At 72.6% G+C, this 22,747-nt stretch carries 17 protein-coding genes; 7 read left to right on the top strand and 10 right to left on the bottom strand.

Annotated elements, in window-relative coordinates; genetic code table 11:
- Positions 1–41: 41 nt before the first annotated feature.
- Both Mam01_RS29955 and Mam01_RS29950 read right to left on the bottom strand, forming a co-directional pair.
- On the bottom strand, positions 42–470 hold the full coding sequence (locus Mam01_RS29955) for a hypothetical protein (protein ID WP_204288564.1): 429 nt from the start codon (positions 468–470) through the stop codon (positions 42–44).
- 59 nt (positions 471–529) lie between these two features.
- Complete coding sequence (locus Mam01_RS29950; RefSeq protein ID WP_150936088.1) at positions 530–739, bottom strand: transposase; 210 nt, start codon at positions 737–739, stop codon at positions 530–532.
- A 140-nt stretch (positions 740–879) separates the two neighbouring features.
- On the opposite strand from Mam01_RS29950, the gene Mam01_RS29945 reads away from it, so the two are divergent.
- Positions 880–1,530, top strand: coding sequence for a hemerythrin domain-containing protein (locus tag Mam01_RS29945; RefSeq protein WP_204288563.1), 651 nt, complete (start codon positions 880–882; stop codon positions 1,528–1,530).
- On the opposite strand, the gene Mam01_RS29940 is transcribed toward Mam01_RS29945, so the two are convergent.
- Entirely contained in the window at positions 1,466–4,789 is a 3,324-nt protein-coding gene (locus tag Mam01_RS29940) for an ATP-binding protein (RefSeq protein WP_239101732.1), read from the bottom strand. The two genes, Mam01_RS29945 and Mam01_RS29940, sit on opposite strands and share 65 nt — an antisense overlap.
- Before the next feature lie 296 nt (positions 4,790–5,085).
- Here Mam01_RS29940 and Mam01_RS29935 point away from each other — a divergent pair, with 296 nt between their 5' ends.
- Positions 5,086–5,460 carry an STAS domain-containing protein gene (locus Mam01_RS29935; RefSeq protein WP_204288561.1) on the top strand — a complete coding sequence of 125 codons (375 nt, stop codon included), beginning with the start codon at positions 5,086–5,088 and terminating at the stop codon, positions 5,458–5,460.
- Positions 5,461–5,466: 6 nt separating this feature from the next.
- On the opposite strand, the gene Mam01_RS29930 is transcribed toward Mam01_RS29935, so the two are convergent.
- The 7 genes from Mam01_RS29930 to Mam01_RS29900 form a co-directional block, all read right to left on the bottom strand.
- Positions 5,467–6,273, bottom strand: coding sequence for an alpha/beta fold hydrolase (locus tag Mam01_RS29930; protein ID WP_204288560.1), 807 nt, complete (start codon positions 6,271–6,273; stop codon positions 5,467–5,469).
- A 40-nt stretch (positions 6,274–6,313) separates the two neighbouring features.
- The gene (locus Mam01_RS29925; protein ID WP_204288559.1) at positions 6,314–7,270 is read right to left on the bottom strand and encodes an alpha/beta fold hydrolase; all 957 of its coding nucleotides are present in this window, start codon (positions 7,268–7,270) and stop codon (positions 6,314–6,316) included.
- Positions 7,271–7,450: 180 nt separating this feature from the next.
- Entirely contained in the window at positions 7,451–10,225 is a 2,775-nt protein-coding gene (locus Mam01_RS29920) for a helix-turn-helix transcriptional regulator (protein WP_204288558.1), read from the bottom strand.
- A gap of 158 nt (positions 10,226–10,383) precedes the next feature.
- Complete coding sequence (locus Mam01_RS29915; protein WP_307820160.1) at positions 10,384–12,495, bottom strand: transglycosylase domain-containing protein; 2,112 nt, start codon at positions 12,493–12,495, stop codon at positions 10,384–10,386.
- An 85-nt stretch (positions 12,496–12,580) separates the two neighbouring features.
- Complete coding sequence (gene bla, locus Mam01_RS29910; protein ID WP_204288557.1) at positions 12,581–13,552, bottom strand: class A beta-lactamase; 972 nt, start codon at positions 13,550–13,552, stop codon at positions 12,581–12,583.
- Positions 13,553–13,612: 60 nt separating this feature from the next.
- The gene (locus tag Mam01_RS37445) at positions 13,613–15,256 is read right to left on the bottom strand and encodes a serine/threonine-protein kinase (protein ID WP_204288556.1); all 1,644 of its coding nucleotides are present in this window, start codon (positions 15,254–15,256) and stop codon (positions 13,613–13,615) included.
- The gene (locus tag Mam01_RS29900; protein ID WP_204288555.1) at positions 15,246–16,625 is read right to left on the bottom strand and encodes a DUF4407 domain-containing protein; all 1,380 of its coding nucleotides are present in this window, start codon (positions 16,623–16,625) and stop codon (positions 15,246–15,248) included. Before Mam01_RS29900 ends, Mam01_RS37445 begins: the two co-directional genes overlap by 11 nt.
- A gap of 267 nt (positions 16,626–16,892) precedes the next feature.
- On the opposite strand from Mam01_RS29900, the gene Mam01_RS29895 reads away from it, so the two are divergent.
- The 5 genes from Mam01_RS29895 to Mam01_RS29875 all read left to right on the top strand — a co-directional run.
- A complete protein-coding gene (locus Mam01_RS29895) occupies positions 16,893–18,338 on the top strand; it encodes a hypothetical protein (protein ID WP_204288554.1) in 1,446 nt (481 codons plus the stop codon).
- 8 nt (positions 18,339–18,346) lie between these two features.
- On the top strand, positions 18,347–19,336 hold the full coding sequence (locus Mam01_RS29890) for a DEAD/DEAH box helicase family protein (RefSeq protein ID WP_204288553.1): 990 nt from the start codon (positions 18,347–18,349) through the stop codon (positions 19,334–19,336).
- Positions 19,333–21,519: a hypothetical protein gene (locus Mam01_RS29885; RefSeq protein ID WP_204288552.1), complete on the top strand. Its 2,187-nt coding sequence runs from the start codon at positions 19,333–19,335 to the stop codon at positions 21,517–21,519. Before Mam01_RS29890 ends, Mam01_RS29885 begins: the two co-directional genes overlap by 4 nt.
- Positions 21,516–22,130, top strand: coding sequence for a cadmium resistance transporter (locus Mam01_RS29880; RefSeq protein WP_204288551.1), 615 nt, complete (start codon positions 21,516–21,518; stop codon positions 22,128–22,130). Before Mam01_RS29885 ends, Mam01_RS29880 begins: the two co-directional genes overlap by 4 nt.
- Positions 22,131–22,311: 181 nt before the next feature.
- Positions 22,312–22,747, top strand: a 436-nt coding sequence (locus Mam01_RS29875) for an RNA-guided endonuclease InsQ/TnpB family protein (RefSeq protein ID WP_204288550.1), incomplete at its 3' end; no start/stop codon positions are given.

The following is a 22,747-nucleotide window of genomic DNA, read 5'->3' as shown; positions in this document are numbered from 1 at the left end:
CACGGCCACGCTGACCGATGCGAACTCGAATACCCCCGCGCTCACGGTGTCGGCAGCACCCCGGAGAGATCGGCCGCGGGCCGCTGGCGGACCGGCACCTCGGCGGCGACGGCGTACCTGCTGAAGTAGCCCTTTCCCCGGACGGGGGTCACGTTGCTGAGCGTCACCGTGGCGTCGTACGGCGCGTCCTCGCAGGCGGGCAGGCACCAGGTGCCGCTGAGCTTGCCCGCGCCGACGGCCCGGGTCGGCCCCCAGGAACGCCAGACGACCGCGCTGATCGTGCTGAACTCCGAAAGGACCAGGATCGCCGGCCGCTGGTCGGGGCGCCCCTGCTCCGAACCCCGCAGGTTGAGCACGTACACCGGTGTCTCTGCGGCCGGGCCGGCCGGCGACGCGCCGCAGCCGGAGACCCCCGCGGCGAGGGCCGCGCCCGCGACGGCGAGCGTGGTGACAGTGGTGGCCAGGCGCATCGATTCCCCCTCGGCACTGTGAGTGCCCGAGATCGACGAGGATTACGCCTGCGGCCCGGCTACCTGACGGCCGTACGGGTGTCGCCGGCCCGCTCCGGCAGGGCGATCACCTCGCACAGGTCGGCGAGGTCGACGAACCGGGCGACCTCCTCGACCGACAGGCAGTCGGCGACCAGCCGTCCGTGCCGCCGCACGCGCAGCACCTGGCGGTCGCGGCGGTACGCCGGAACGATCTCGTACCCGTCGGGACCCACCCATCGCCTGTCCATAGGGGAACAAGCTATCGGTTCTTCCCACGGTTATCTCCCGTCCCTTGGGAATCGGGTTTAAGTAAGGACCTAACCGACCCCAAGCGCCGGAGCGCACAGTGAGCGTGCCAGACCACCCCGCTCACGAAAGGCATCGCGCGATGTCCGACGCCCCCGCCCCGCACCCCGCCAACCTCCCCGCCCCCAACCTGCTGGGCTTCCGCATCACCCACCGCGCGATGCGAGCCGACTCCCGGCGCCTCGCCGACGCCACCGGCGAGATCGCCGCGGGCCGGCAGCCGTGCGGCCCCGAGCGCGCCGCCGCGATCAAGAACTACGTGGTCAAGCTGTGCCAGGGCATCCATCACCACCACAAGGCGGAGGACGACCACCTGTGGCCCCTGCTGGTCCGGTCGGCGGGCGCCGAGGTGGACCTGAGCGAGCTGAGCGAGGACCACTCCGAGCTCGATCCGCTGCTGGCGGAGATCCAGTCCGTCGCGGGCGACCCCGCCGAGCTGGCCAAGCCGATGCGCCGCCTGGCCGACCTGCTGGACGAGCACATCGCGGAGGAGGAGCGGCAGCTCTTCCCGGTCATCATGCGGCACGTCACGGCGAAGGACTGGGAGGAGCTGGAGAAGCACGTCCGCAAGGGCGGCGACCCGCGGTTCGAGCTGCCCCGCATCGAGCGGCACGCGCGGCCGGAGGAGCTGGCCGAGCTGCGCAGGCTGGCCGGGCCCGTCCTGGTCGTCATGCTGGCGCTGCTGCGTCCGGGCCACCGTCGCCGCGAGCGTCTCGTGTTCGGCGCGGTGTGAGCGCCCGGCGGGCGGCCTCCTCCCAGTGCGGGGAGCCGGCCTGCCGGGCCACCTCGGCGGCCCGCCGGTAGTGGGCGTCCGCGTCGCCGGGCCGGCCCAGGAACACGGCGAGGTCGCCCAGCGTGTGGGCCACCGGCCCGGCCGTGACCGATCCCGAGTGCAGGCCGGCCAGCTCGCCGTCGTACGGCAGCAGCAGCTCGTAGCACTCGGCGGCCACCTCCCGGTCGCCCAGCGCCGCCGCGTTGTCCGACCGCATCGACATCAGCAGCAGCCAGTAGTAGTCGCGCCGGGGCCGGTGCCCGGGCAGCCACACGGCGCGGGCCTCGTCGAGACGACCGGCGCCGACGAGCGCGCGGGTGTACATCTCCATGCTGTCCTCACGCAGGCGCTCCCAGAGGACGGTGAGTTCCTCCACCATCCCGGCGAGGCGCCCGGCCGCCAGCGCGACGACGAAGCGGCCGACCATCCCCACCATCGCGCCGTTCGCGTCGCCGGTGCGGGCCAGCCGTTCGCCGAGCTCGCCGTACGCGCGGTCGGCCCGCTCCAGGTCTCCTGTCACCAGCAGGCGCAGGGCGTCGAGGAAGGCGAGGATGCCGAGGGCCAGGCCGAGCTGGCCGGTCGTCGACAGCGCGGCGCCACGGTCGGCGTGCTCGCGCGCCGACGCCCAGTCGTTGCGGCCGAGCGCGACCATGAGCAGCGCGAAGTGGCCGAGCGTCTGGTAGCCGAGCAGTCCCGCGGCGGCGGACGCGGCCAGCAGGTCGTGGCCGAGCGTCTCCAGCTCCGCCCTCCGGCCCGGCGCGAGGCAGGCCCAGTAGCGGGCGTTGAGCGCCATGCAGCGCAGCCGGGGGTCGCCGAGGGCGTCCGCGATCTCCAGCGCCTCGGCGCTCGCCGTCTCGACGCGCTCCGCGTCGTGCCCTTCGAGCGCGTGGCAGAGGGCGACGAGCATGCGGCAGCGCAGCTCCCCCGCCTCCGCCGGCATCGAGCCCTCGATCGCCCCGACGAGGCGGGGGTCGTACACGCGGTCGGGCTGGATGGTCCAGATGACCGGCGCGTCGAACGACGTGACCGCGCGGGCGATCGCCGCCCGGTCGCGCATCTCCTCGGCCAGCGTGAGGGCCCTCTCCCGGTTCCGGAGCGCGGTGATCACGTCGCCCGCGTGCGCCTGGGCGGACACCAGGTCGCACAGCAGGTCGAGCCGGACGTCCCGGGGCGGCTCGCCGGTCCCCTCGGTCAGCAGGTCGAGCGCGTCCAGGGCGCCCTGCAGCAGCGTCGCCGCCTCGCCGTACGCGTGGTAGACCGACCAGGCCTGGCGGGCGGCGCGCGCCGCGTACCCGGCCGCCGTGAGGGCGGTCGCGGTGGTCGCGGCGGCGAGCGCGTGGTGCCCGAGCGCCCCCACGTCGCCGGGCCGCACGTGTTCCAGCGCCGTGAGGACCCTGCCGTGGATCCGCGTACGGCGCAGCCGGGGGATGTCCTCGTACAACGTCTCGCGGACGAGCACATGGGCGAAGCGGACGTGGCCGGGGCGCGGCTCCTCCAGCAGGCCGGACAGCACGCCCGCCTCCAGGCCGTCGAGCACGGTCTCCTCGTCGGCCCCCGGCATCGCGACGAGCACGTCCGCGTCGGCCTCCCGGCCGAGGACGGCGGCGGTGCGGAGCGTCGTCTGCGCCGTGGCGGGCAGCCGGGCGAGGCGGCGGCGGATCAGGTCGCGGACGCCCGGCGGCAGCGCGTGGGCCGCGGCCGGGCCGTCCACCGCGAGCAGCCGGGCCGTCTCGGCCACGAACAGGGGGTTGCCGCCGGTCCGCTCGGTGACCGTGCGGACCAGCGTCTCGTCCACCTCCGCGCCGGAGCGCTCGGTGAGCAGACGCGCCACCTCCGCCTCGCCGAGGCCACCCAGGGTGATGTTCTCCACGGCCTGGACGGCGAGCGCGGCGGCGGTGGCCGTGAGGTCGTCGCCCGCCTCCGCCGGCCGGTGCGTCAGCAGGACGAGGACCGGTGTGCGGGCCAGGCGGCCGGCGAGATGACGCAGCAGCTGGAGGGTCTCCTCGTCGGCGCGGTGCACGTCCTCCAGCACGATCAGCAGCGGTCCGGGCACGCCCTCCAGGTAGTCGCCGGCCGCCCGCGCCAGCCAGAACTGGCCCACGGGCGCGGCGTCGTCGGTCAGCAGCGGCGCGAGCCTGGCCGCCGTCCCGGGCTCCGGCGGGCGGGTGGCGGAAAGGTCGCGCAGCACCTCGCTCCAGGCCCACGCGGGCGGCACGCCGCCGGTCGTCTCCGGACAGCGGCCGACCACGGTCTGCCAGCCGTCCCCCGACAACCGCCGCACCAGCGCGTCGGCGAGCGTGCTCTTGCCCGAGCCCGCCTCGCCGCCGAGCCAGGCGATGCGGAAGCCGTCCCGCGCCTGCCCGGCCGCGGAGACCAGCCGGGACAGCTCCGCCGTACGGCCGACCATCCGGAAGGCGGCGGGGGCGGGCTCGGCCCGCGGCTCCCGTACGGGCGGGCCGATCACGGGGGCCGGGTCGAGCGACTCGGCCTGGGCGAGGATGTCCGCTTCCAGCGTGCGCAGCGCGGGCCCGGGGTCGACGCCGAGCTGGTCGGCGAGCAGGGCGCGGGTGCGGCGCAGGGCCGCGAGCGCCTCCCCCTGCCGTCCGCCCCGGTAGTAGGCCAGCGCGAGCAGCCGTACGGCGTTCTCGCGCAGGGGATGCTCGGTGAGGTGGCGCTCCAGCTCGGGGACGATCTCGGCGTGGCGGCCCAGCGCGAGCGCCGCCTCGGCGCGGTACTCGGCCGCGACCACCCGCAGTTCGTCCAGGTGGTTCACCTCGGGGGCGGCCCACTCCTCGTCGCCGAACTCGGCGTACGCCGGGCCGGTCCACAGCGCCAGGGCCTCGTTGACGAGGTCGAGCGCCCGGGCGGGCGCGCCCTCGGCGAGAAGGCCGGAGGCGGCCTCGACCAGCCGGGGGAAGCGCCAGGCGTCCACGTCGTCCGGCTCCAGCGCGAGGCGGTAGCCGGGCGGAGCGGTCACCAGCACGCGGGCGGCGGCGCGGGGCGCGCGGCCCGGCTCCAGCACGCGGCGCAGGTTGGAGACGTAGACCTGCAACGCCCCCAGCGCCCGCGGCGGCGGCTGGCCCTTCCACAGGTCGTCCACGAACCGGTCGGTCGACACCACGTGGCCGTGCGCGCAGACGAGCCGGGCGAGCACGGCGCGCTGGAGCGACGTCCCGAGGTCCGCGCGGCGGCCGTCGACCTCCGCCGTGATTCGCCCCAATATTCTCAATCGCACCATAACGGGTTAAGCATATGTACGGACCCGGCCGCGGCAGCAGGAGACAACACCACACCGCGGTGGTGAATTTCTTCCACTCGATCGACGCAGCGGGTAGGAATTGTTACTCTGAGTAGGGCTGAACTAGTGCAATGTTCAACTGAGCCCTACCTCTGGAAGGCGGGACGCGTTCGCCGTGCCGCCGTCGAAGCGCTTCGTCAGGTCGCCCGGACCTCCCCCACGGCCCCCCATGGCTCCGTCAGTGGTCCCCGGCGTCGAGAAGAGCGAAGGGAGCCACCGTGGAGACGTGGACGGCACCGAGCCCAGCCCCCACCCGATGGTGGGTGCTGGGCATGCGCGGAGAGTTGGATCTCCACGCGGTGCGGCATCTCCACGAGCCCCTGCGCGGCCTGATCGAGGCCAGGGGCCCGTGGCTCGCCCTCGATCTGAGCGAGGTGCGGTTCATCGACACCACCGGGGTCGGGCTGCTGGTGCGCCTGGCGCACCACCTGCGCGGCCGGGAGGGCGACCTGGCGCTGATCGCACCCGGAGGCCCGGTGCTGCGGATCCTCCGCTGGACGAACCTGACCCGGCTGTTCCGCGTGCTCGACACCGCCGACGCGCTCGCCGACCTCGCCACCGACTGCCCGCCCCGCCTCGGCAGGGCGACCTGACGTTCCTTATCGGACCGCGGCCCGGGCGGCGGCGACGATGAAGGCGGCGGTCGCGGCAGGCTGGGAGACCATGACGGCGTGGGAGGCGCCCGGCAGTTCCAGGACCGCCGACTTGGCGCGCTTGGCCATGAACCTCTGGGCGGCGGGCGGGATGGCCTTGTCGGAGCCCGCGACGAGATACCAGGAGGGGATGCTGCGCCAGGCCGGTGCGCCGCTGGGCCCCGACAGGGCGCCCACCGACACGGGCCGCTGGGTGGCGGCCATCAGCCGGGTGGTGGACTCGGGCAGGTCGGCGGCGAAGACCGCGCGGAACTTCGCCGGGTCGATGTAGCCGTCGACGCCGCCCGGGTAGGGACGGGGGACGAGCGCGGTGGGCAGTGTGCTGCCGGGGAACCGGTCGCTCAGCTCCAGCGACGTCTCACCGCTGTCGGGGGCGAAGCCCGCGACGTAGACGAGCGCCTTGACGTTGGAGTTGCCCGCGGCGGCATTGGTGATCACCGCACCGCCGTACGAGTGGCCGACCAGCACGACCGGGCCCGGGACGCTCGCGAGGACGCTGGAGACGTAGGCGGAGTCTCCGGCGAGGTCGCGCAGCGGGTTGGCGACGGCGAGGACGGCGTAGCCGGCCGCCTGGAGGCGGGCGACGACGCCGTTCCACCCCGACGCGTCGGCGAACGCGCCGTGGACGAGAACGACGGTCGGCTTGACGTTCGTGGTCGCCGCCGTGACCCCCGCCACCGCGTTCGGTGTCGTGGAGGAGAACGGCAGGGCGACGGCTCCGAGGACGACGAGTAAGACGCGCCGAAAGGACATGATCCAGCTCCGTTCAAAAAAGTGGCGGTGATGCGGTGGCTCAGGGCGTGCGGAGGAACTTCAGCAGGACGCGGGTCATCTCCGCCGGGTGCTCCTCGAAGATCCAGTGGCCGGAGTCGGCGACGACCTTCCCCTGCACGTTCTCGGCGTACTCGCGCACCTGGTCGGGGACGAACCTGCCGAGACTGTGGTCGGCGCCCAGCGCCAGGACGGGCATGGGCAGCTTGTGCTTCGCGAGCTTCCTGTTGTCGGCGACGTCCCGGTCCAGGGCGCGGAACCACTCGAAGCTCGCCCGCAGCCTGCGGTCGTCGCTCAGGTGCCCGGCGTACTCGCGGACGGCTCCCGCCTCCGCCGCGCGGTCCTTGTGGACGGCGAGCAGGCCGATGAACCGCTTGATCCACAGGGCCTCACGGCCCTCGATGATCTGCTCGGGCAGGCCGTTGCGGACGGTGAAGAAGCCGAAGTTCCAGAACCCCGGCCCCTGGGGGGTCAGGGAGGGGAAGGTGTAGAGCCTGCTGTCGGGGATGGGCGCCTCGCTGAGCACGAGCTTGGCGACCCGGTCCGGGTGCCGGGCCGCGTACGAGTAGGCGACCATGGTCCCGATGTCGTGGCCGACCAGGTTGATGTCGTGGTCCAGGCCCAGCCGGGTGAGCAGGCCGTGCAGGTCGGCGGCCATCGTCTTCTTGTCGTAGCCGCCGCGCGGAGCGCTGGAGCCGCCGGCGCCGCGCAGGTCGGGCGCGATGACCGTGTAGTGCTCGGCCAGGGCGGGCATGATCCCGCGCCACTCGTACCAGGACTCGGGATAGCCGTGCAGCAGCACGAGCGTCGGCCCGTGCCCGCCGCGCACGTAGTTGACGGTGATGCCGTTCACGTGCGCGGTGCGCTCCGTGAAGCCGGCGGGGACCCGGGGTCCGGCGGCCGCGCCGGCCGCCGGCACGGCCGCGGTGGCGGCCAGCGAGGCGAGCAGGAGGACGCTGGAAAGGATGGTGCGGCGCATGTGGTCTTCTCTCCGCAGGTGGCTGGGGGATCAGCGGCGGGCCGGACACGCGGATGGGGAATCGGCGCGCGGACCACGGCGAGCGCGGGGACGGACCGGTCGTCGTCGACAGGCCGAGCGTGCCGCCGAGAGCGAACCTACGAACGGAGCGGACGGCCGCGCGTCAGTCAGGTGACTGCGTCACCGCGCGTCACCGATCATCGGCGATCGCGCCAGCTCGGCGCGGGAGGTGATGCCCAGCTTGGGGAAGATCCGGTACAGGTGGGCGCCGATGGTGCGGTGCGACACGTAGAGCCGTTCGCCGATCTCCCGGTTCGTCATGCCCTCGGCGACCAGCTGGACGATCTGGAGTTCCTGCGCGGTGAGCTTGTCCCGGACCCCGATCGACCGCTGCTCGCTCCTCTCCCCCGACGCGCGAAGCTGCCGGCGGGCCCGCTCGCTCCAGGGGACGGCGCCCAGCGCGTCGAAGGTCTCCCGCGCGGCGCGCAGGAGCGGCCTGGCCGGGGAGACGCGGCGCCGGCGTCGCAGCCATTCGCCGTAGGCGAGTTGCGTCTGGGCCCGGGCGAACGGCCAGCGCTCGGCGTCGGACGCGAGCGCCTCCTCGAAGAGCGCCTCCGCCTGCGAGTCGCCGGCCAGCAGCGGTCTGGCCAGGCGCAGCCCGGCCCGCAGCGCGGGTGACGGCGTCCTGCGCGCCACCGCCTCCATCTCCGCCAGGATGACGCGCCCCTCCCCGACGTTGCCGCTGTGCGCGGCCGCGTCGGCGAGCATGCCGAGGACGTAGCAGCGGAGCGCGATGTGGTGGCTCGGATCGGCCGGATCGTGCATGCGGGCCAGATGGTCGTAGGCCTCGGCGAACCTCCCCTCGCCCAGAGCCACCATCCCGCGCGCCGTCTGCACGGTCGCCAGGACCGGGCGCACGCCCGTGGTCAGGCTCAGTCTCTCGGCTTCCGTCGCCAGGGCGAGGGCGTGGTCCCGCTCGCCGCGGAGGGCGGCCAGCAGCGCCTGCGTGGACAGGGCCGTGCCGTACATGAGCGGCTGGCCGGTCTCCTGGGCCAGCCGCGCCGCCTCGTGCACCGCCGGAATCGCCACATCCAGGTTGACCAGGAGGACCGCGCTCCACGCCCGGGCGCTCAGCGCGCGGGCCAGCAACTGCAGCCGCCCGTGGGACCGCAGGCCGGTCAGGGCGGCCGCGGAGAGCCTTTCGGCCAGGTCCAGGGCTCCCACCAGGACGGCGGCCGTGCCCAGGAGCCGGGCCGCCTGCGGGTCGACGACCGGCTGGGACGTCACCTGGCGCAGCCCGTCGATGACCACGCTGCCGCGATCGATCGGGGCAGCGTAGGCGAGGATCGCGAGCAGCTGCGGATGCCGGCGGTCGACGGCCAGCTTCTCGGCCGCGGCGACGACGCGCCGCCGCGCCTCCGGTCCCGGCTCCACCCAGAAGCACCGCAGCGCCGCGCTCCACAGAATGCGCAGCGCCCGTTCGTGGTCTCCCTCGGCGGCCACCGTCTCGGCGAGGTCGGCCAGGGCGAGCGGCCCGACCGCGTGGTCGCCCGTCCCGTCGTCGAAGGCGCCCCTGATCCAGAGCACGCGCGTGCGCTGCTGGGGAGACAGGTCGAGCGATTCGGTCTGGCGCAGCAGGCGGGCGACGACGTCGTGGTCGCCGAGCTCGACGGAGACGTCCGCGGCCCGCAGCAACCGCTCCGCGCGTTCGCGGGGATCGTGGCTGAGCCTGGCCGCCTGTTCGAGCGCGCTGACGGCCAGCGTCGCCACTCCGCGCTGCTGGGCGCGGGCGGCGATCGCGTCGAGGGCGGCCGCGACGCCGTCGTCGGGCCCGGAGCCGGCCGCGGCCCGATGCCAGGTCTCGCGGTCGGCCAGGTCGCCCGGGAGCCCGCCGGAGCTCTCGGCCAGCACGTCCGCGATCGCGGCGTGGGCCGCGTGACGCTGCGGCAGGCTCGCCGCCTGGTAGACGGCCGAGCGCATGAGGGGGTGCCGGAAGTCGATCCGCCCCTGGCTCGCCGTGACCAGCCGCGCGGCGACGGCCGGGGCGAGGTCCTGGTCTCCGGCGCCGTGACCCAGGCGCGCGGCCGCCGACAGCGTCTCGGAGAGCGCGCTGCCGTCGTTGACCGCGGCGACGAGCAGCAGCGCACGCGTGGCGGGGGGAAGCTCCGCCACCCGCGAGCCGAAGGCCTTCTCCAGGCGCACGGTCAGCGGCGGCCACGACGTGCGGAGCATGGCGTCCCCGTCCAGCTCACGCCAGGCGCGCGGCAGCTCCGTCAGCGCCAGGGGATTGCCGGCCGCCTCCCGCAGCACGCGCTGCCGCGTCCCCGGCGCCAGTCCGGGGGCGACCAGGTCCAGCAGGCTCCCGGCGGCCGCCTCCGGCAGACCTTCCAGCGCCACGGCTGGCAACCCCATGTCGTCCAGGGCGGAGGCGAAACCCTCGCGGATCCCGGCGAGCAGCAGCACCGGTTCGGACTCCAGGCGACGCGCCACGAAAGCGAGCACCTGGGCGCTGGCCTGGTCGAGCCAGTGCGCGTCGTCCACGACGAGCAGCGTGGGGGCGCGGGTGGCGACCTCGGCCAGCAGGTTCAGCGTCGCCAGCGCGACCAGGTACAGGTCGGGCACGGTCGTGTCCGTCATCCCGAACGCCGCCCGCAGGCGTTCCCGCTGCGGGCCCGGCAGCCGGTCGTCGTACGCCTGGAGCGGGTGCAGAAGCTGGTGCAGACCCGCGTACGGCAGGAGCGCCTCCGACTGCACGCCGACCGCGGTGAGGACCCTGAGCCCGCGCTCGGCGGCGATCGCGGCCGCGGCCGCGAGCAGGGCGGACTTCCCCATGCCCGCCTCGCCTCTCACGACCAGGCCGCCGCCCTCGTCGCCGACCCGGTCGATCATGCCGGTCAGCCGGCGGAGCTCCGCCTCACGGCCGACAAGTGGCGTCGCAGCCGCGCCTTCCGACATTTGACCAGACATAGTCACCTATTCCGCACCAAATGCCGTAATGGTCAACTCATTCGACTGCGGCTGCCGCGATCTCCAGAAATATGGCGATATCGCTTTATAGCTCGCCACGATGCCTATCGCCAACACCCGGTGCGGCGGCGAGGGAGCGGGGCTTGTCAGTCCAGCCTGATCTCCACCGGGGTGTCGTCGCGCGGCGGCGCCACCGGACGACAGCTCTGGCCGCACCCGCCGAACGAGGGGTCGAGCGGGGTGAACTTCGTCTCCGGCGTGCCGCTCAGCGCCTTGAGCATCGTGTCCTTCCAGATGGGGCCGGGGACGCTGGCGCCGAACACCTCGCCGTAGTAACGGCCGCCGATCGTCACGCCGTTCAGCTTGTACTTCGACGTGCCGCGCGGGTCGCCGAGGCTGACCGCGCCGGCCAGGTCGGGGGTGAACCCGGCGAACCAGGCGGAGGAGGAGTTGTCGTTGGTGCCGGTCTTGCCGGCCGCGTCGCGGCCGATGCCGCCGACCGCCGCCATCGTGCCCTTGGTCAGGACGCCGGACAGCACGTACGCCGCCGCGTCCGCCACCTCGGGGGCGAAGACCTGACGGCACTTGGGCCGGTAGTCCGTCGTCTTTCCGGAGCTGTCGGTGATCCGGCTGATCGCCATCGGCGCGCAGTACTTCCCGCGCGCCCCGATCGCGGCGTAGGCGTTCGCGACCGTCACCGGGTCCATCTCGTTGATACCGAGGGTGAACGTCTCGAACTCCTGGAGCGCGCCGCCGTCGGAGCGGTGGATGCCCAGCGACTTGGCCGTCTTGACCACCTCGCAGAGCCCGGCCCGCCGCTCCAGCTCCATGAAGAACGTGTTGACCGAGTGCCAGGTGCCGGTCTGCAGGGTCAGCCAGCCGGGCGACCCCTCGTCGTTGGTGACCGTGAAGCCGGTCTCGCCCACGTTCGTGCCGTCACAGCTCTTGAACGCCATTGAGGACGGTGCGGTGTAGCCGGCGCCCGCGCTGAACCCGTCGTTGACCTTCATGCCCTGCTTCAACACGGTGAGCAGGGTGAACGTCTTGAAGGTCGAACCCGCCTGAAAGCCGATGCCGCCGCCGTGCGCCGCGTCCGCGACCAGGTTGAAGGACATCTCGTGCCTGATCTTGCGTGTCCCGTACGGCCGGCTCGCGGCCATCGCCCGGATGGCCCCGGTGCCGGGCTGCACCAGCGCCTCGGCGGCCACCGGGTTGTCGGACGGGTCGACCCACTTCCGGATCGCCGCGTCCGCCGCCGCCTGCATCGAGGGGTCGATCGTGGTCCTGATGGTCAGGCCGCCCCGGTTGAGGAACCGCACCCGGTCCTTGGCCGTCTTGCCGAAGTCGGAGTTGTTGAGGATCTCGTTGCGCACATAGACGCAGAAGTACGGATATTTGCTGGACTCGCAGCCGCCGGGCAGCTTCGTCCCCTTGTACCCGATCTTGGTGGCCTTCGCCTTGGTCGCCTCGGCTTCGGTGATCTTGCCCAGCTCGGCCATCCGGTCGAGCACGACGTTGCGCCGCTTCAGCAGCCGGTCGCGGTGGGTCTTGCCGAGGTTGGGGTCGGTGGCGTTCGGGTCCTGCACCGCGCCCGCCAGCGTCGCCGCCTGCGGCAGCGTCAGCTCGCTCGCGTCGACCCCGAAGAACCGCTTCGCCGCCGCCTCGACGCCGTACGCGCCCGCGCCGAAGTAGGCGATGTTCAGGTACTTCTCCAGGATCTCGTCCTTGGAGTACTTCTTCTCCACGCCCATCGCGTAGCGCAGCTCGTTGAGCTTGCGGGCGTAGCTGGCCTCCAGGGCCTTGTTCTTCTCCGCCTCGGTGTCGGCCGAGTTCAGCAGCACCTGCTTGACGTACTGCTGGGTGATCGAGGAGCCCCCCTGGGCCACCCCGCCCGCCTGCATGTTCCTGGCCAGCGCGCGGAGCGTGCCCTCGATGTCGATCGGGCCGTGCTCGTAGTAGCGGTAGTCCTCGATCGAGATGATGGCCGTCTTCATGACGTCGGCCATCTCGCCGAGCGGGACGACCTCGCGGTACTGCTCGTAGAACCGCGCGATCTCGTGGCCCTTGACGTCCTGGACCACCGAGACCTGCGCGAGCGGAGGCTCGGGAAGGTCACGTGGTTCGAGGCCGACGTCCTTGACGGCCGACACCAGGCCGACCCCCGCGCCGCCGACCGCCGGCAGCGCGATCCCCGCGACCAGCACGCCCGCCGCCGCTCCCATGGCGGCCAGACGCAGCATCTTCCCCGTGGCGTTCACCGGATCATCCCCACTCGATCTTCCCCGTCCCCCGAATCGATAAGGACAAGGTTATAAGCGCGTAAAGGGATTCGCCGACGCGGTGCTACGACAGCAGGCCGAGGCCGCGCACGAGGACGGCGGCGGTCCGCGCCACGACCTCGTCGTCCGCCGAGCCGCCGGCGTCGAGGCGGTTGGTGTAGATCGCCAGGATGATCGGAGCCGCGTCCTCGGCCGGCCAGACGACGGCGATGTCGTTGGCGGTGCCGTACGTGCCGCCGGTGCCGGTCTTGTCGCCCACGATCCACTTCGGGGGCAGCCCGGCGCGGATGCGCTTGCCGCCGGTCGTGGCGCCGCGCAGCCACCCGACGAGCCGGGACCGGTCCGCCGCGTCGAGCGCGCCGCCGGCGGTGAGCGCGCGCAGGTCGCGGGCGATCGCAAGGGGCGTCGTGGTGTCGCGCCTCTCCTTGGGCGACCACACGTTCAACTCGGGCTCCCAGCGGTCGAGACGGGAGACCGCGTCGCCGAGCGAACGGAAGTAACGGGTCAGGCCCTTGGGCCCGCCGACCCGCTTCAGCAGCAGGTCGCCGGCGGTGTTGTCGCTGTGGACGACCGCCGCCTGGCACAGCGCGGCGAGCGTCATCCCGTCGTCCACGTGCTTGCCCGTATCCGGCGAGTACGGCTTCAGCTCATCGGCCGTCCAGTGGACCACCTGCCGGGTCAGCTCGGCTTCGGTGGTGCCGGCCAGCACCGCCCCGGCGGCGAACGCCTTGAAGGTGGACGCCAGCGGGAACCGCTCGCCCTCCCGGTAGCCGATCGTGCTCCCGGTCGCCGTGTCGATCGCGTACGCGCCGATGCGGCCCCGGAAGGAGGCCTCCAGCTTGCGCAGCGCCTTCCGTACGGCCGCCTCGCCGTGCGCGGGCGCCGAGGCCCGGGCCGAGGGCGTGGTCTGGGCCGAGTGCGTCGCGGGAGGTCCGCCCGGACCGGGCACGCCCCCGCCCGCACCGGCCCCGCAGGCGGCGCACGCCAGGACGGCGACCACCGGTACGGCGGCTTTCCACCCGCCCAGCCGTCTCATGACACAGGAGCCAACCAGAGGCGACGGAGTCATGTCCAATGTGCCGCGTCCCGTGGGTCGTCACTCGGTGATCTGCCGCCGGACGGCGGGGCTGAGGCCCGAGAGGAGACGGTCGGCGCGGCCGTCGGCGGTCGCCCGCAGCAGCGCCGCGATGACGGCCGGGGGCACGTTGTCGAGGACCCGCCACGCCCGCCGTGTCGTCATCGACTCGACCAGCCGGACCGCGGTCGTGGTGGGACCGAGCGCGGTGAGGATCGCGGCGGCGCTCCGGTCCGCGACCCCCGCCATGACCAGGGTGCCCCGGCCCGTGGGCATCGCGCGCAGCACCGCGGCGGCCCCAGCGGCGGCCATGTGGTCGACGGCCCGTCCCGCTCTCGCCGTCCCCATCAGGGCCAGCACCGTCGCCGCCGCCGACGGCTCGCCCGCCATGGCGTCCAGCAGCCCGCCCGCGACCGCCGGGTCCAGGGCGTCGAGCAGCGACGCGGCCACCTGCCGCGGCTGCGCGAGCAACAGACGCGCTCCCTCTGCCGGTGACACCCGCCGGATCGTCTCCACCGTCGGCGCGCCCTGGGACACCCCCGGCGGTGTCACGGACGGCGAGCCGCCGCGGAGACCTCCAGCGTGGCCGCGTTCTGGCGGCCCGCCACAGGGAGCACCGCCCGGCCTGCCTCCATGAGTACGGCCGGGAGCCCTGGCCGGCTCCGGCGACGGCGTGTCCACACGCTCACGCCCCGCGCTCCGCTCGGGCGACCGTACGCCCGCATCCTCGCGCTTCGCATCCCGCGCGGGCGCCGACGCCGGGGGTTTCCGCGGCGGCTCGGCTGTCGCCCCACGACCGGGGGCCGGAGCAGTCCGGGGCGTCGGGCCGTTGAGGATCGTTCGCAGGATGGCGTCGGCGTTCTCCGCTGTCATGCGCCGGGCGGGATCCTTCTCCAGTAGCCCGGTCACCACGCGGGACAGCGGCCCGGGCCGTGTCGGCTCCGGGTCGTCGCTGATGACGGCCAGCATGGTCGCGTGCTCGTTGCCCCGGCGGAAGGGCGAGCGGCCCTCGACGGCCCAGAAGAGGGTGACGCCGAGCGACCACAGGTCGGACGCCGCGCTCGCCGCCTCTCCCTTGATCCGTTCCGGCGCCATGAACTCGGGGGTGCCGAGCAGGCGGCTCCGGGCCGTGAGGCCGCTCGTCCCGGAGATCTGGGCGATGCCGAAGTCGACCAGGACGACCCTCCCGGCCCGGCTGATCAGGATGTTGGCGGGCTTGACGTCCCGGTGCACCACGCCGACGGCGTGCGCGGCGGTCAGGCCGCCCAGCACGTCGCGGGCGACGGACGCGGCCGTCCTCTCGGCCAGCACGCCCTCCTTGATCTGGTCATCCAGACTGACGCCCTCGACGTGGGCCATGACGATCCACGGCCTGCCGTCCGCCTCGAAGACGTCGTGCACCACGACGACCGAGGGGTGCGCGACCTGGGCGAGGGACCGCGCCTCCCGGAGCGCCCTCGCCCGCTGGACCTCGGCCCGCTCGCCGTACGGCCACAGGGGGATCTCCTTCATGGCGACCAGGCGCTCCAGCGCCTTGTCCCAGGCGAGCCACACCGCGCCCATGCCGCCCCGGCCCAGCAGGGACCGCAGTTCGTACCGGCCCACGACGACCTGCCCGGGCCGCGCCGGGCCGCCGACCGTCATGCCGGCGGAGTCAGTCGTCATCGGGGAGCAGTTCGACCCCGCCGGAGCGCTCCGGGGCTGGCCGCGACAACCGGAGGGTGCGGGTGTCCGGCATGCGGCGCAGTTCCTGGTCCTCGACCGAGCCGTAGCCGTCGGCGACGTGCTCGGCGCGGGTTCCCGTCGGCCCTCGCGACGGGTCGTCGGGACGAGGTGTGGGAACCGACGGGAGCGGCCCGGTGTCCCCTGTACGGGGGGACCAGATGCCCCAGATGTCCGTGGCGCCGTTGGCGGGCCCCGCGGTCGGCGGCCGGGTCATCGCCCCGGCGGTGAAGCTGCCCCGCGCGGCGCGGAACTCGTGCTGCTCGGCGAGCGCGAGCACCTTCTCGTAGTTGCCGGGCCGCTGCATCAGCTTCACCGCGACCGGCAGGCACTCGATGAGCAGGAAGAGCAGGAAGAGCAGCAGCCGGGTCATGCTGAGGCTCATGTCCTTGCCGGTGATCTCGTTGAGCGCCTGCATCCTGATGAGCAGCCCGTTGGTGGTGAGGTTCTCCGCGTCGAAGGACTGCTGTAGGTCCCCCTGCCGCCTCTGGGCCGCGTCGAGCTGCGCCCGCGCCTTCGGCAACGCCTCCTGCGCGCTGGTGAGGCGGACCTGCTTGGCCTCCTGGCCGCTGTCGGTCAGCTCCTTCTTGCGCTTCTCGATCTGCCCGTTCAGCAGGTCGATGCGGCGCTTGTTCTTGTCGTACGCGCGCTTGCTGTCCCGGGCGAGCGGGCCGTCGCCCTTCTTCGGGCAGGACGGCCCTCCGTAGAGCTGGCACTGCCACTCGGTGTAGTGCTGGTCGGCGAGCTTCCGCTCGCTGTCCCGTTCGGCGGTGAGCGCGACGATCTGCGGGTCCTGGTCGGTGGCGACGGGGACGTCGCCACCGGAGGAGACCACCTTCTCCAGGTTCGCGACCTCCTGGCGGAGCTGGCCGATGGTCTTACCGGTCACGCCCTGTTGCTGCTGCGCGACGAATACGTCCGCCCGCCGCTGCTTGATCTCGACGATCTGCGCGTCGATTTCGGACTTGAAGATCTGCAGGACCAATGGTGTGGAGATGACGAAACCGAGAAGGAGCGCCATGAGGATTCGGGGGACGGCCAGCGGCCAGCGGCGCGGAGCGTCCGCCCTCATCGTGCTGACCAGCCAGCGGTCGAGGCTCAGGATCATCAGGCCCCACACCAGCCCGGCGAGGAGGGAGACGACGACGTTGAGCCCGAGCGCGCTGCTCAGGGCGAACGTCATCGAGATCGTGGCGAGGACGCCCGTCGTGAGGACGGCGCCCCCGATGCCCTCGAACTTGGGTTTCTCGGTCGGGCAACGTTCCAGGACCTCCGATCTCGCTCCGGACAACGCAATCAGAAAGTCCCTCATGTTTCTCCCGGGAGATTGGAGTTCTGGCCTGTGCCGTACACACGGAAACATCGCGTGACGCGCGCCACACCGCTATCGTAGTTCTCCTATGTCACGTTTCGCGATATCGCGGGAATTTACCGTGATGTCATCACAGAAGGTGGGCGCATTCGAGAACTTCTCGCCGGGGACGGCACTGGGGATGACACCGGGGACGGGGACAAGCGCGGGGACAGGGACGGGGACACGGACGGGGCGGGGTTCGGGGTCGAGGACGGGGCACGAGGCATGACGCGGGACGCCGTGCCGGAGCCCGACGAGGACCTGCTCGGCAAGGCCCTCGCCCGGGCCGTCGCGGGACTCACTGCCACCGGCAGGCTCGTCGTCGTGGAGGTCGCCGCCGACGGCATGACGACCTTCGAGATCCACCGGGACGAGCACGGCACCGCGCTCGGCCGCCAGTGGGTGCTGCCGTGGATCACGCTGACGGCGGAGCACGGCTGGGGCGAGGACGCCCGGCAGGCCCTGCTGCGCGCCGCCGGTCTGCCCACGCCCGGTTCGGAGGTCGTCGTCGTGAGTTCGTCCCCCGAGAGCGCGACGGCCTTACAGGCACTGGAGTGGCTGCGCGAGGCGCGCACGGCACAGGTGTTCTCCACCACCGCGCCGATCACCGGGCTGGTCAGGGACGTCCTCGTCGGCGACCCGCTGTGCCGGTCGTACGACCTCGTGGTGATGCGGCCCGCCGGGGCCGGCGGACGGCTGGAGCTGGCGGGCAAGCTGCTGTTCCCGGTCGGCTCCCGCGCCGGGACCCGGACGGAGCTCACCGTCCGCTGCGCGCCGGGCGGCGAGCACGGCACGGCCCTCGCCGTCGTCACCCGGCAGGGCCGCGAGCCGCGGCTGCTCTCCGTGCACAGCGCCAGGGTCGACCCCGGGCCGTACGTCGTCACCGCCGAGCTGGTGCGGCCGGGCAGGGTGCGGTTCGCGGGGCTGCCCGGCCTCACCGCCGATCGGCGGACCTGGGACGATCTCCTCGCCGACGTGCCGGACCGGCTGCCGCCCAGGACCGGCCCGGCCCATCTGATCTGCGCGGTCGAGGTGTGCGGACCGGACGTCAAGGTCGAGGAGCGGCTGGGCCGCGCCCGCCAGATGATCGCCTTCCTGTCCGGCGAGCCCGCGGAGGCGCCGCGCGTCTCCCTCGTCTCGTACGGCGCGCACTCCTTCGACCGGTCCGTACGGGACCGGCCCGTCGAGGTCGTCGCCTGGCAGGCGTCGGCGGAGGCGGCCCTGAAAGGGCTGGACACCCTGGAGGAACGGGGGGCCGTCACCCAGGGTTACCCGTACCACCCGCACGCCGCGCAGGTGGAGGACATGCTGGCGACGGTGGCGGCCCGGCTCAGCCGGAGCAAGTCGCCGCCAAGCCGGCACGTGCTGCTCACCATCGGCGACCGCCGCCCGCATCCGATGCGGGCGGACCGCTCCGGCGTCCTGCCCTGCCCGCAGCGGCACGACTGGCAGTCGCTGCTCGCGCACCTGGAGCAGCTCCCCGGGTTCGCGTTCGGCGCGATCTGCGACCAGCCCGAGGACGGCCGGGCGCACCGGATCTGGCGTCATCTCGGCGCCCAGGCGCTGGCCCACCTCGACGCCCTCGACCTCCAGGGACTGGCCGCCGGCCTCGGGCTCGCCGCGCCCGCCGCCGTCCACGTCCCGTTTCCCCTGCTCGACGAGACGGAGTGAACACCGGCATGCAGCCCGATCCGAAGCCGGGGCGGCCCGCCCACGACATCGCCATGTGGGGCGCGCCGGGCAGCGGCAAGACGACGCTGCTGGCCGCCCTGGACATCGCCCTGATGCGCAGGGACGACGACTGGAGGATCGTCGGCTCGGACCCCGCGTCGTCGGAGTTCCTGATCGAGCGGACGAACGCGCTGTCCTCCGGCAAGGTGTTCCCCGAGGCGAGCCAGGGCTTGGAGCACTACCACTGGACGCTGTACGGCCCCGGCGAGCGGCACAGGCGGCGGTGGTGGCGCAAGGCGGGCAGACCGGAGCCGTTCGAGGTCGGCATCGGCATGATCGACGCGCCGGGCGGCCTCTTCAGCGCCGGTCCCCGGCGGCTCGACTACGGCCCGGACGTGCTGGACGACCTGCGTGAGCGGATGCTGAACGACCTGGTGAAGAGCCGTGGCATCGTCTTCCTCTTCGACCCGATCCGCGAGTTCGAGCGCGGCGACGCCTTCGACCATCTCCATCCGCCGCTCAAGCGGCTCACCGAGCGGATGCGCGACCTCGGCCGGCTCACCGGCGGCCGGCTCCCGCACCACGTCGCCGTGTGCGTCACGAAGTTCGACGACCCGCGCGTGCTGGAGACGGCCGAGAAGATGCACCTGCTCGCTCCGGAGCCCGACGACCCGTACGGCTTCCCCCGCGTGTCCGACGACGACGCCCAGGACCTGTTCCGGCAGTTGTGCGACCTGTCGGCCAACGGCAACGCCGACATGGTCCTCAACGCGCTCGGCCGCTACTTCCACCCCGACCGGGTGCGGTTCTTCGTCACCTCGTCGATCGGCTTCTACGTCCATCCGCAGACGAGGGCGTTCGACTGGCACGACTACCAGAACCTGCTGCCCGAGGACGACGACCTGCGCATCCGCGGGCCGATCCACCCGATCAACGTGGTCGAGCCCATGCTGTGGCTCGGGCGGCGGCTCGCCGCCGACAAGGAGACCCCGCGGTGAACGGGGACGGCGCGCGGAGAATCGGCTTCGAGTGGGCGCTCGAAGGCAAGGAGCACGGCAGCTACGACGAGTACGGCCTGCTGAGATGGAGCGCCGAACGGCTCGCCCACGTCTTCGACAAGCTCAGGGCGAGGTACGCCGCCGGCACCCCCTCCGAGCTGCCCCAGGTGACGATCGTCCCTGCGGGGCTCGAAGACAAGGACACCGGCGAGCAGTCCCACAACGTGGTCCTGGCGATCCACACCTGGTCCGACAACCGTGACTTCACGGGCCGGAAGGTCGCCTACACCCGGTGGTTCTTCGTGCCGTACCACCAGCTCCAGGACCACCCGGTGTCGTACCAGGCGCTGTACGCGGCGTTCGACGCGCTCCCGCCGACCCCGGAGCCGCCGCTGACCGTGGCCGTGCCGGCGCTCGACCCGCGCGCCGTCATGCCGGGGCCGGACGCGCTGGCCGCCGCCGCGCTGCTGGCCTCCGGGCAGCAGGTCTGCCTCGTCGGCGCGGACGGCGTCCCGATGGCCCAGCGGTTGCGCTTCGTCGACACGGTCATGGCGCTGCTGCCGTACGGCCTGCGGACCAGGTTCAGCGCGGCGACCTGGACCAGCAGCACGACGAAACACCGGATCAAGCTCTCCTTCGCCCGCTACGCCCCAGAGGGTGTCCAGGCCGTCCAGTGGGGCCAGGGCGCGGACATTCCCCAAGACGAGTACTCGGCGAAGTACCACCGCATTCTGCGCAACCGTGACGTGGACTACCCCGACCTGATCGGATGGCTCGCGGGACGGACCGAACCCCTGTCGTTCAACGACGGCGACCGCCCCCGGGTCTTCGATCTCCTCCACCAGTCGGCCTCCCCGTCACCTCCCACGCGACCAGCCCCCAAACCCACACCCGCGCCCGCTGTGAGCAGAGCCCCCGAGGTGGTGGAGGCAGCTCACCAGGGCCCCACGGTCGCCGTTCTCGCCCGCAAGCTCGCCGGCGCCTCAAGGAAGGACACCGGGCCGGCCCTGGACGCGCTCCTGGCGGTCGTGTGGACCCCGTCCGACAGAGAGGCCCTGGCAGACGCCCTCTTCACGTACACCTGCTTCCACCATGTGATCGATCAGCAGGACGACCGCGACCACCTGTACGAGCGGCTGGTCTCGGCGGCCTTCCAGCCGGACGAGCAGTCGATGTGGAAGGGAAAGTGCCGGGCCCTGCTGAGGGCCAACAGCACACCGAAGACCGTGCGACGCCTCCTGAAAGGCCTGTCCAGGCAGCAGTGGTGGCAGTTCGGCACCTGGGCCCGGCGGCATCGGCTGGCGTGCACCGTCGGCGTCCTGGTGTTCGCCGTCGCCTTCGCCAGTGCAGCCACCCTGCGGCTTCTTCTGCCCGGCGACGACGCCCCGGCACAGCAGGCTCTCCCTTTGCCGCCGCCGCAGAAGGTCGTCCTCGTGAGGGACGCGGCGGCGCAGCCGTACGTGACGGAGGTCGTCAAGGAGGCGCTCCGCCGCGCGGGGTATCAGCCGGACGCCCAGGTGCAGGGCGCTCCCTCCGTGCTGATCGGCTACGACCCCGCCGCCTACGACGACATGAATGCCGCAGGCCTGACCCCCGTGGGCGATTTTCCCTCCAGCACGCGGGACGTCCTGCTCGTGCGGGGCGGAGAAGGGGACATTCCCAAGAACATTCTCGTCCGCAAAACCTTCAGCAAGGACGTGGAGAAGCGTATCCGCGAGCTCTATCCCGAATCACACCTGATCCGCGTCCCGGACAGCGAGCTGACGGAGTCGCTGATCAAGCGGGATGCGGAAGCCGCCATCGTGTCCGACGGCGTCGCCGCCCAGGGTTACACGGCTTCGGACGGGCTCCGTGACCTGCTTCCCGAGCGGAGGATTGTCGTCGGGGCCGACTCCGCGCTGAAGTCGGCCCTGGAGCCGGCGATGGACGGTTTGAAGAAGGAGGGCGTCACGTCCTCCGGCAACTCTCAGGCGGACGCGAAGGCGTTCGTCGACCGGATCTACTCACCCGCTCCCGCGCTCGCGTCCTCCGCGAAACCCGTGAGCGAACCGCCGAGAGGCTCGGGGGACCTCATCCTGATCACCAGTGTCGTCGCCGCCGTCGCCGGACTGGCGGGGGCGGTTCTCCTCGTCTGGAGGCCCTCTCGGTTCAAGGGGTCGCTGATCGGGCGGCCTCGGGTGTGAGCGGCGTTCCGGCCACGCTCGGAACCGCCTTCGCGGTGTTCGCGGGCACCAACATCGATGACGTGGTCATCCTGACCGTGCTGTTCCTTTCGGCCCGCGCCCGGGGCCGGCCCCGTCCCTGGCAGATCGTGACGGGGCAGTACGCCGGGATCGCGGCGCTCGTCGCCGTGTCGGGCGTCGCCGCCCTCGGCCTCGCCGTCGTACCGGATCAATGGGTGGGCCTGCTCGGCCTGGTCCCGCTCGCCCTCGGCGTACGCGGCCTGGTCGCGGCGGCGCGTTCGTCCGGCGGGGACGACGGCCCCGCGCCCGCGGTGGCCACCGGAGTCCTCTCCGTCGCGGGCGTCACCGTCGCCAACGGCGCGGACAACGTCTCCGTCTACACGCCCCTGTTCCGCTCCATCGGTCCGGCGGCCAGCCTGCTCACCATCGCCGTGTTCGCCGTCCTGGTCGCCGTCTGGTGCGCGGCGGCGTCCTGGCTGGGCTCACACAAAAAGATCATCGAGTTCGCCGAACGATTCGGGCACTGGCTCGTCCCAATCGTGTTCGTCGCGATCGGCGCGCTGATTGTGCTCGAATCCGGCGTCATCGGCCGTCTGACCGATTTCCTCTGAGGCCGTTCGCTCGTCGCCCACGGGGGAGGGCCGTGCCCTCCCCCGCCAGTGGGCGGCGGCGCGATACCCGGCGTCGGAACTTGTTCAGGAAAACCAAGTGGGCGTGCAGGACGAACACGCAGCGCCTGCCGGTTCCGACGCCTCGCTGTAATCGGCCATGCACCATCGGTAAAATCATGGCGTGCAGCTCAGGTACAACTTCCGCCTCCACCCGACGCCGGGTCAGCGTGCCGCGCTGGCACGGGCGTTCGGTTGCGCGCGGGTCGTGTACAACGACGGGCTGCGGGCACGGCAGGACGCCCGGGAGCACGGCTTGCCGTACATCTCCGATGGCGAGTTGTCCACGCGGGTCATCACCGACGCGAAGAAGACACCGGAGCGTTCCTGGCTGGGCGAGGTGTCCGCCGTGGTGTTACAGCAGGCGCTCGCCGACCTGAACAAGGCGTACCGGAACTTCCTGGACTCGGTCACGGGCAAGCGGAAGGGGCCGAAGGCTGCTCTGCCGCGGTTCCGGTCGAAGAAGGACCATCGGCAGGCGATCCGCTTCACCAAGAACGCCCGGTTCTCCATCACCGAGCGTGGGAGGCTTCGCCTGCCGAAGATCGGTGACGTGCCAG

It is taken from the genome of Microbispora amethystogenes (assembly GCF_016863015.1).
GTDB lineage: Bacteria > Actinomycetota > Actinomycetes > Streptosporangiales > Streptosporangiaceae > Microbispora > Microbispora amethystogenes.
This window is presented reverse-complemented; position numbering and strand designations above follow the sequence as displayed.

Bases quoted from the DNA above. Each gene is read 5' to 3' on its own strand.
- Mam01_RS29955 (WP_204288564.1), bottom strand. From the start codon at position 470: ATGCGCCTGGCCACCACTGTCACCACGCTCGCCGTCGCGGGCGCGGCC.
- Mam01_RS29950 (WP_150936088.1), bottom strand. From the start codon at position 739: ATGGACAGGCGATGGGTGGGTCCCGACGGGTACGAGATCGTTCCGGCG.
- Mam01_RS29945 (WP_204288563.1), top strand. From the start codon at position 880: ATGTCCGACGCCCCCGCCCCGCACCCCGCCAACCTCCCCGCCCCCAAC.
- Mam01_RS29930 (WP_204288560.1), bottom strand. From the start codon at position 6,273: ATGTCCTTTCGGCGCGTCTTACTCGTCGTCCTCGGAGCCGTCGCCCTG.
- Mam01_RS29925 (WP_204288559.1), bottom strand. From the start codon at position 7,270: ATGCGCCGCACCATCCTTTCCAGCGTCCTCCTGCTCGCCTCGCTGGCC.
- Mam01_RS29920 (WP_204288558.1), bottom strand. From the start codon at position 10,225: ATGTCGGAAGGCGCGGCTGCGACGCCACTTGTCGGCCGTGAGGCGGAG.
- bla (WP_204288557.1), bottom strand. From the start codon at position 13,552: ATGAGACGGCTGGGCGGGTGGAAAGCCGCCGTACCGGTGGTCGCCGTC.
- Mam01_RS37445 (WP_204288556.1), bottom strand. From the start codon at position 15,256: ATGACGACTGACTCCGCCGGCATGACGGTCGGCGGCCCGGCGCGGCCC.
- Mam01_RS29900 (WP_204288555.1), bottom strand. From the start codon at position 16,625: ATGAGGGACTTTCTGATTGCGTTGTCCGGAGCGAGATCGGAGGTCCTG.
- Mam01_RS29895 (WP_204288554.1), top strand. From the start codon at position 16,893: ATGACGCGGGACGCCGTGCCGGAGCCCGACGAGGACCTGCTCGGCAAG.
- Mam01_RS29890 (WP_204288553.1), top strand. From the start codon at position 18,347: ATGCAGCCCGATCCGAAGCCGGGGCGGCCCGCCCACGACATCGCCATG.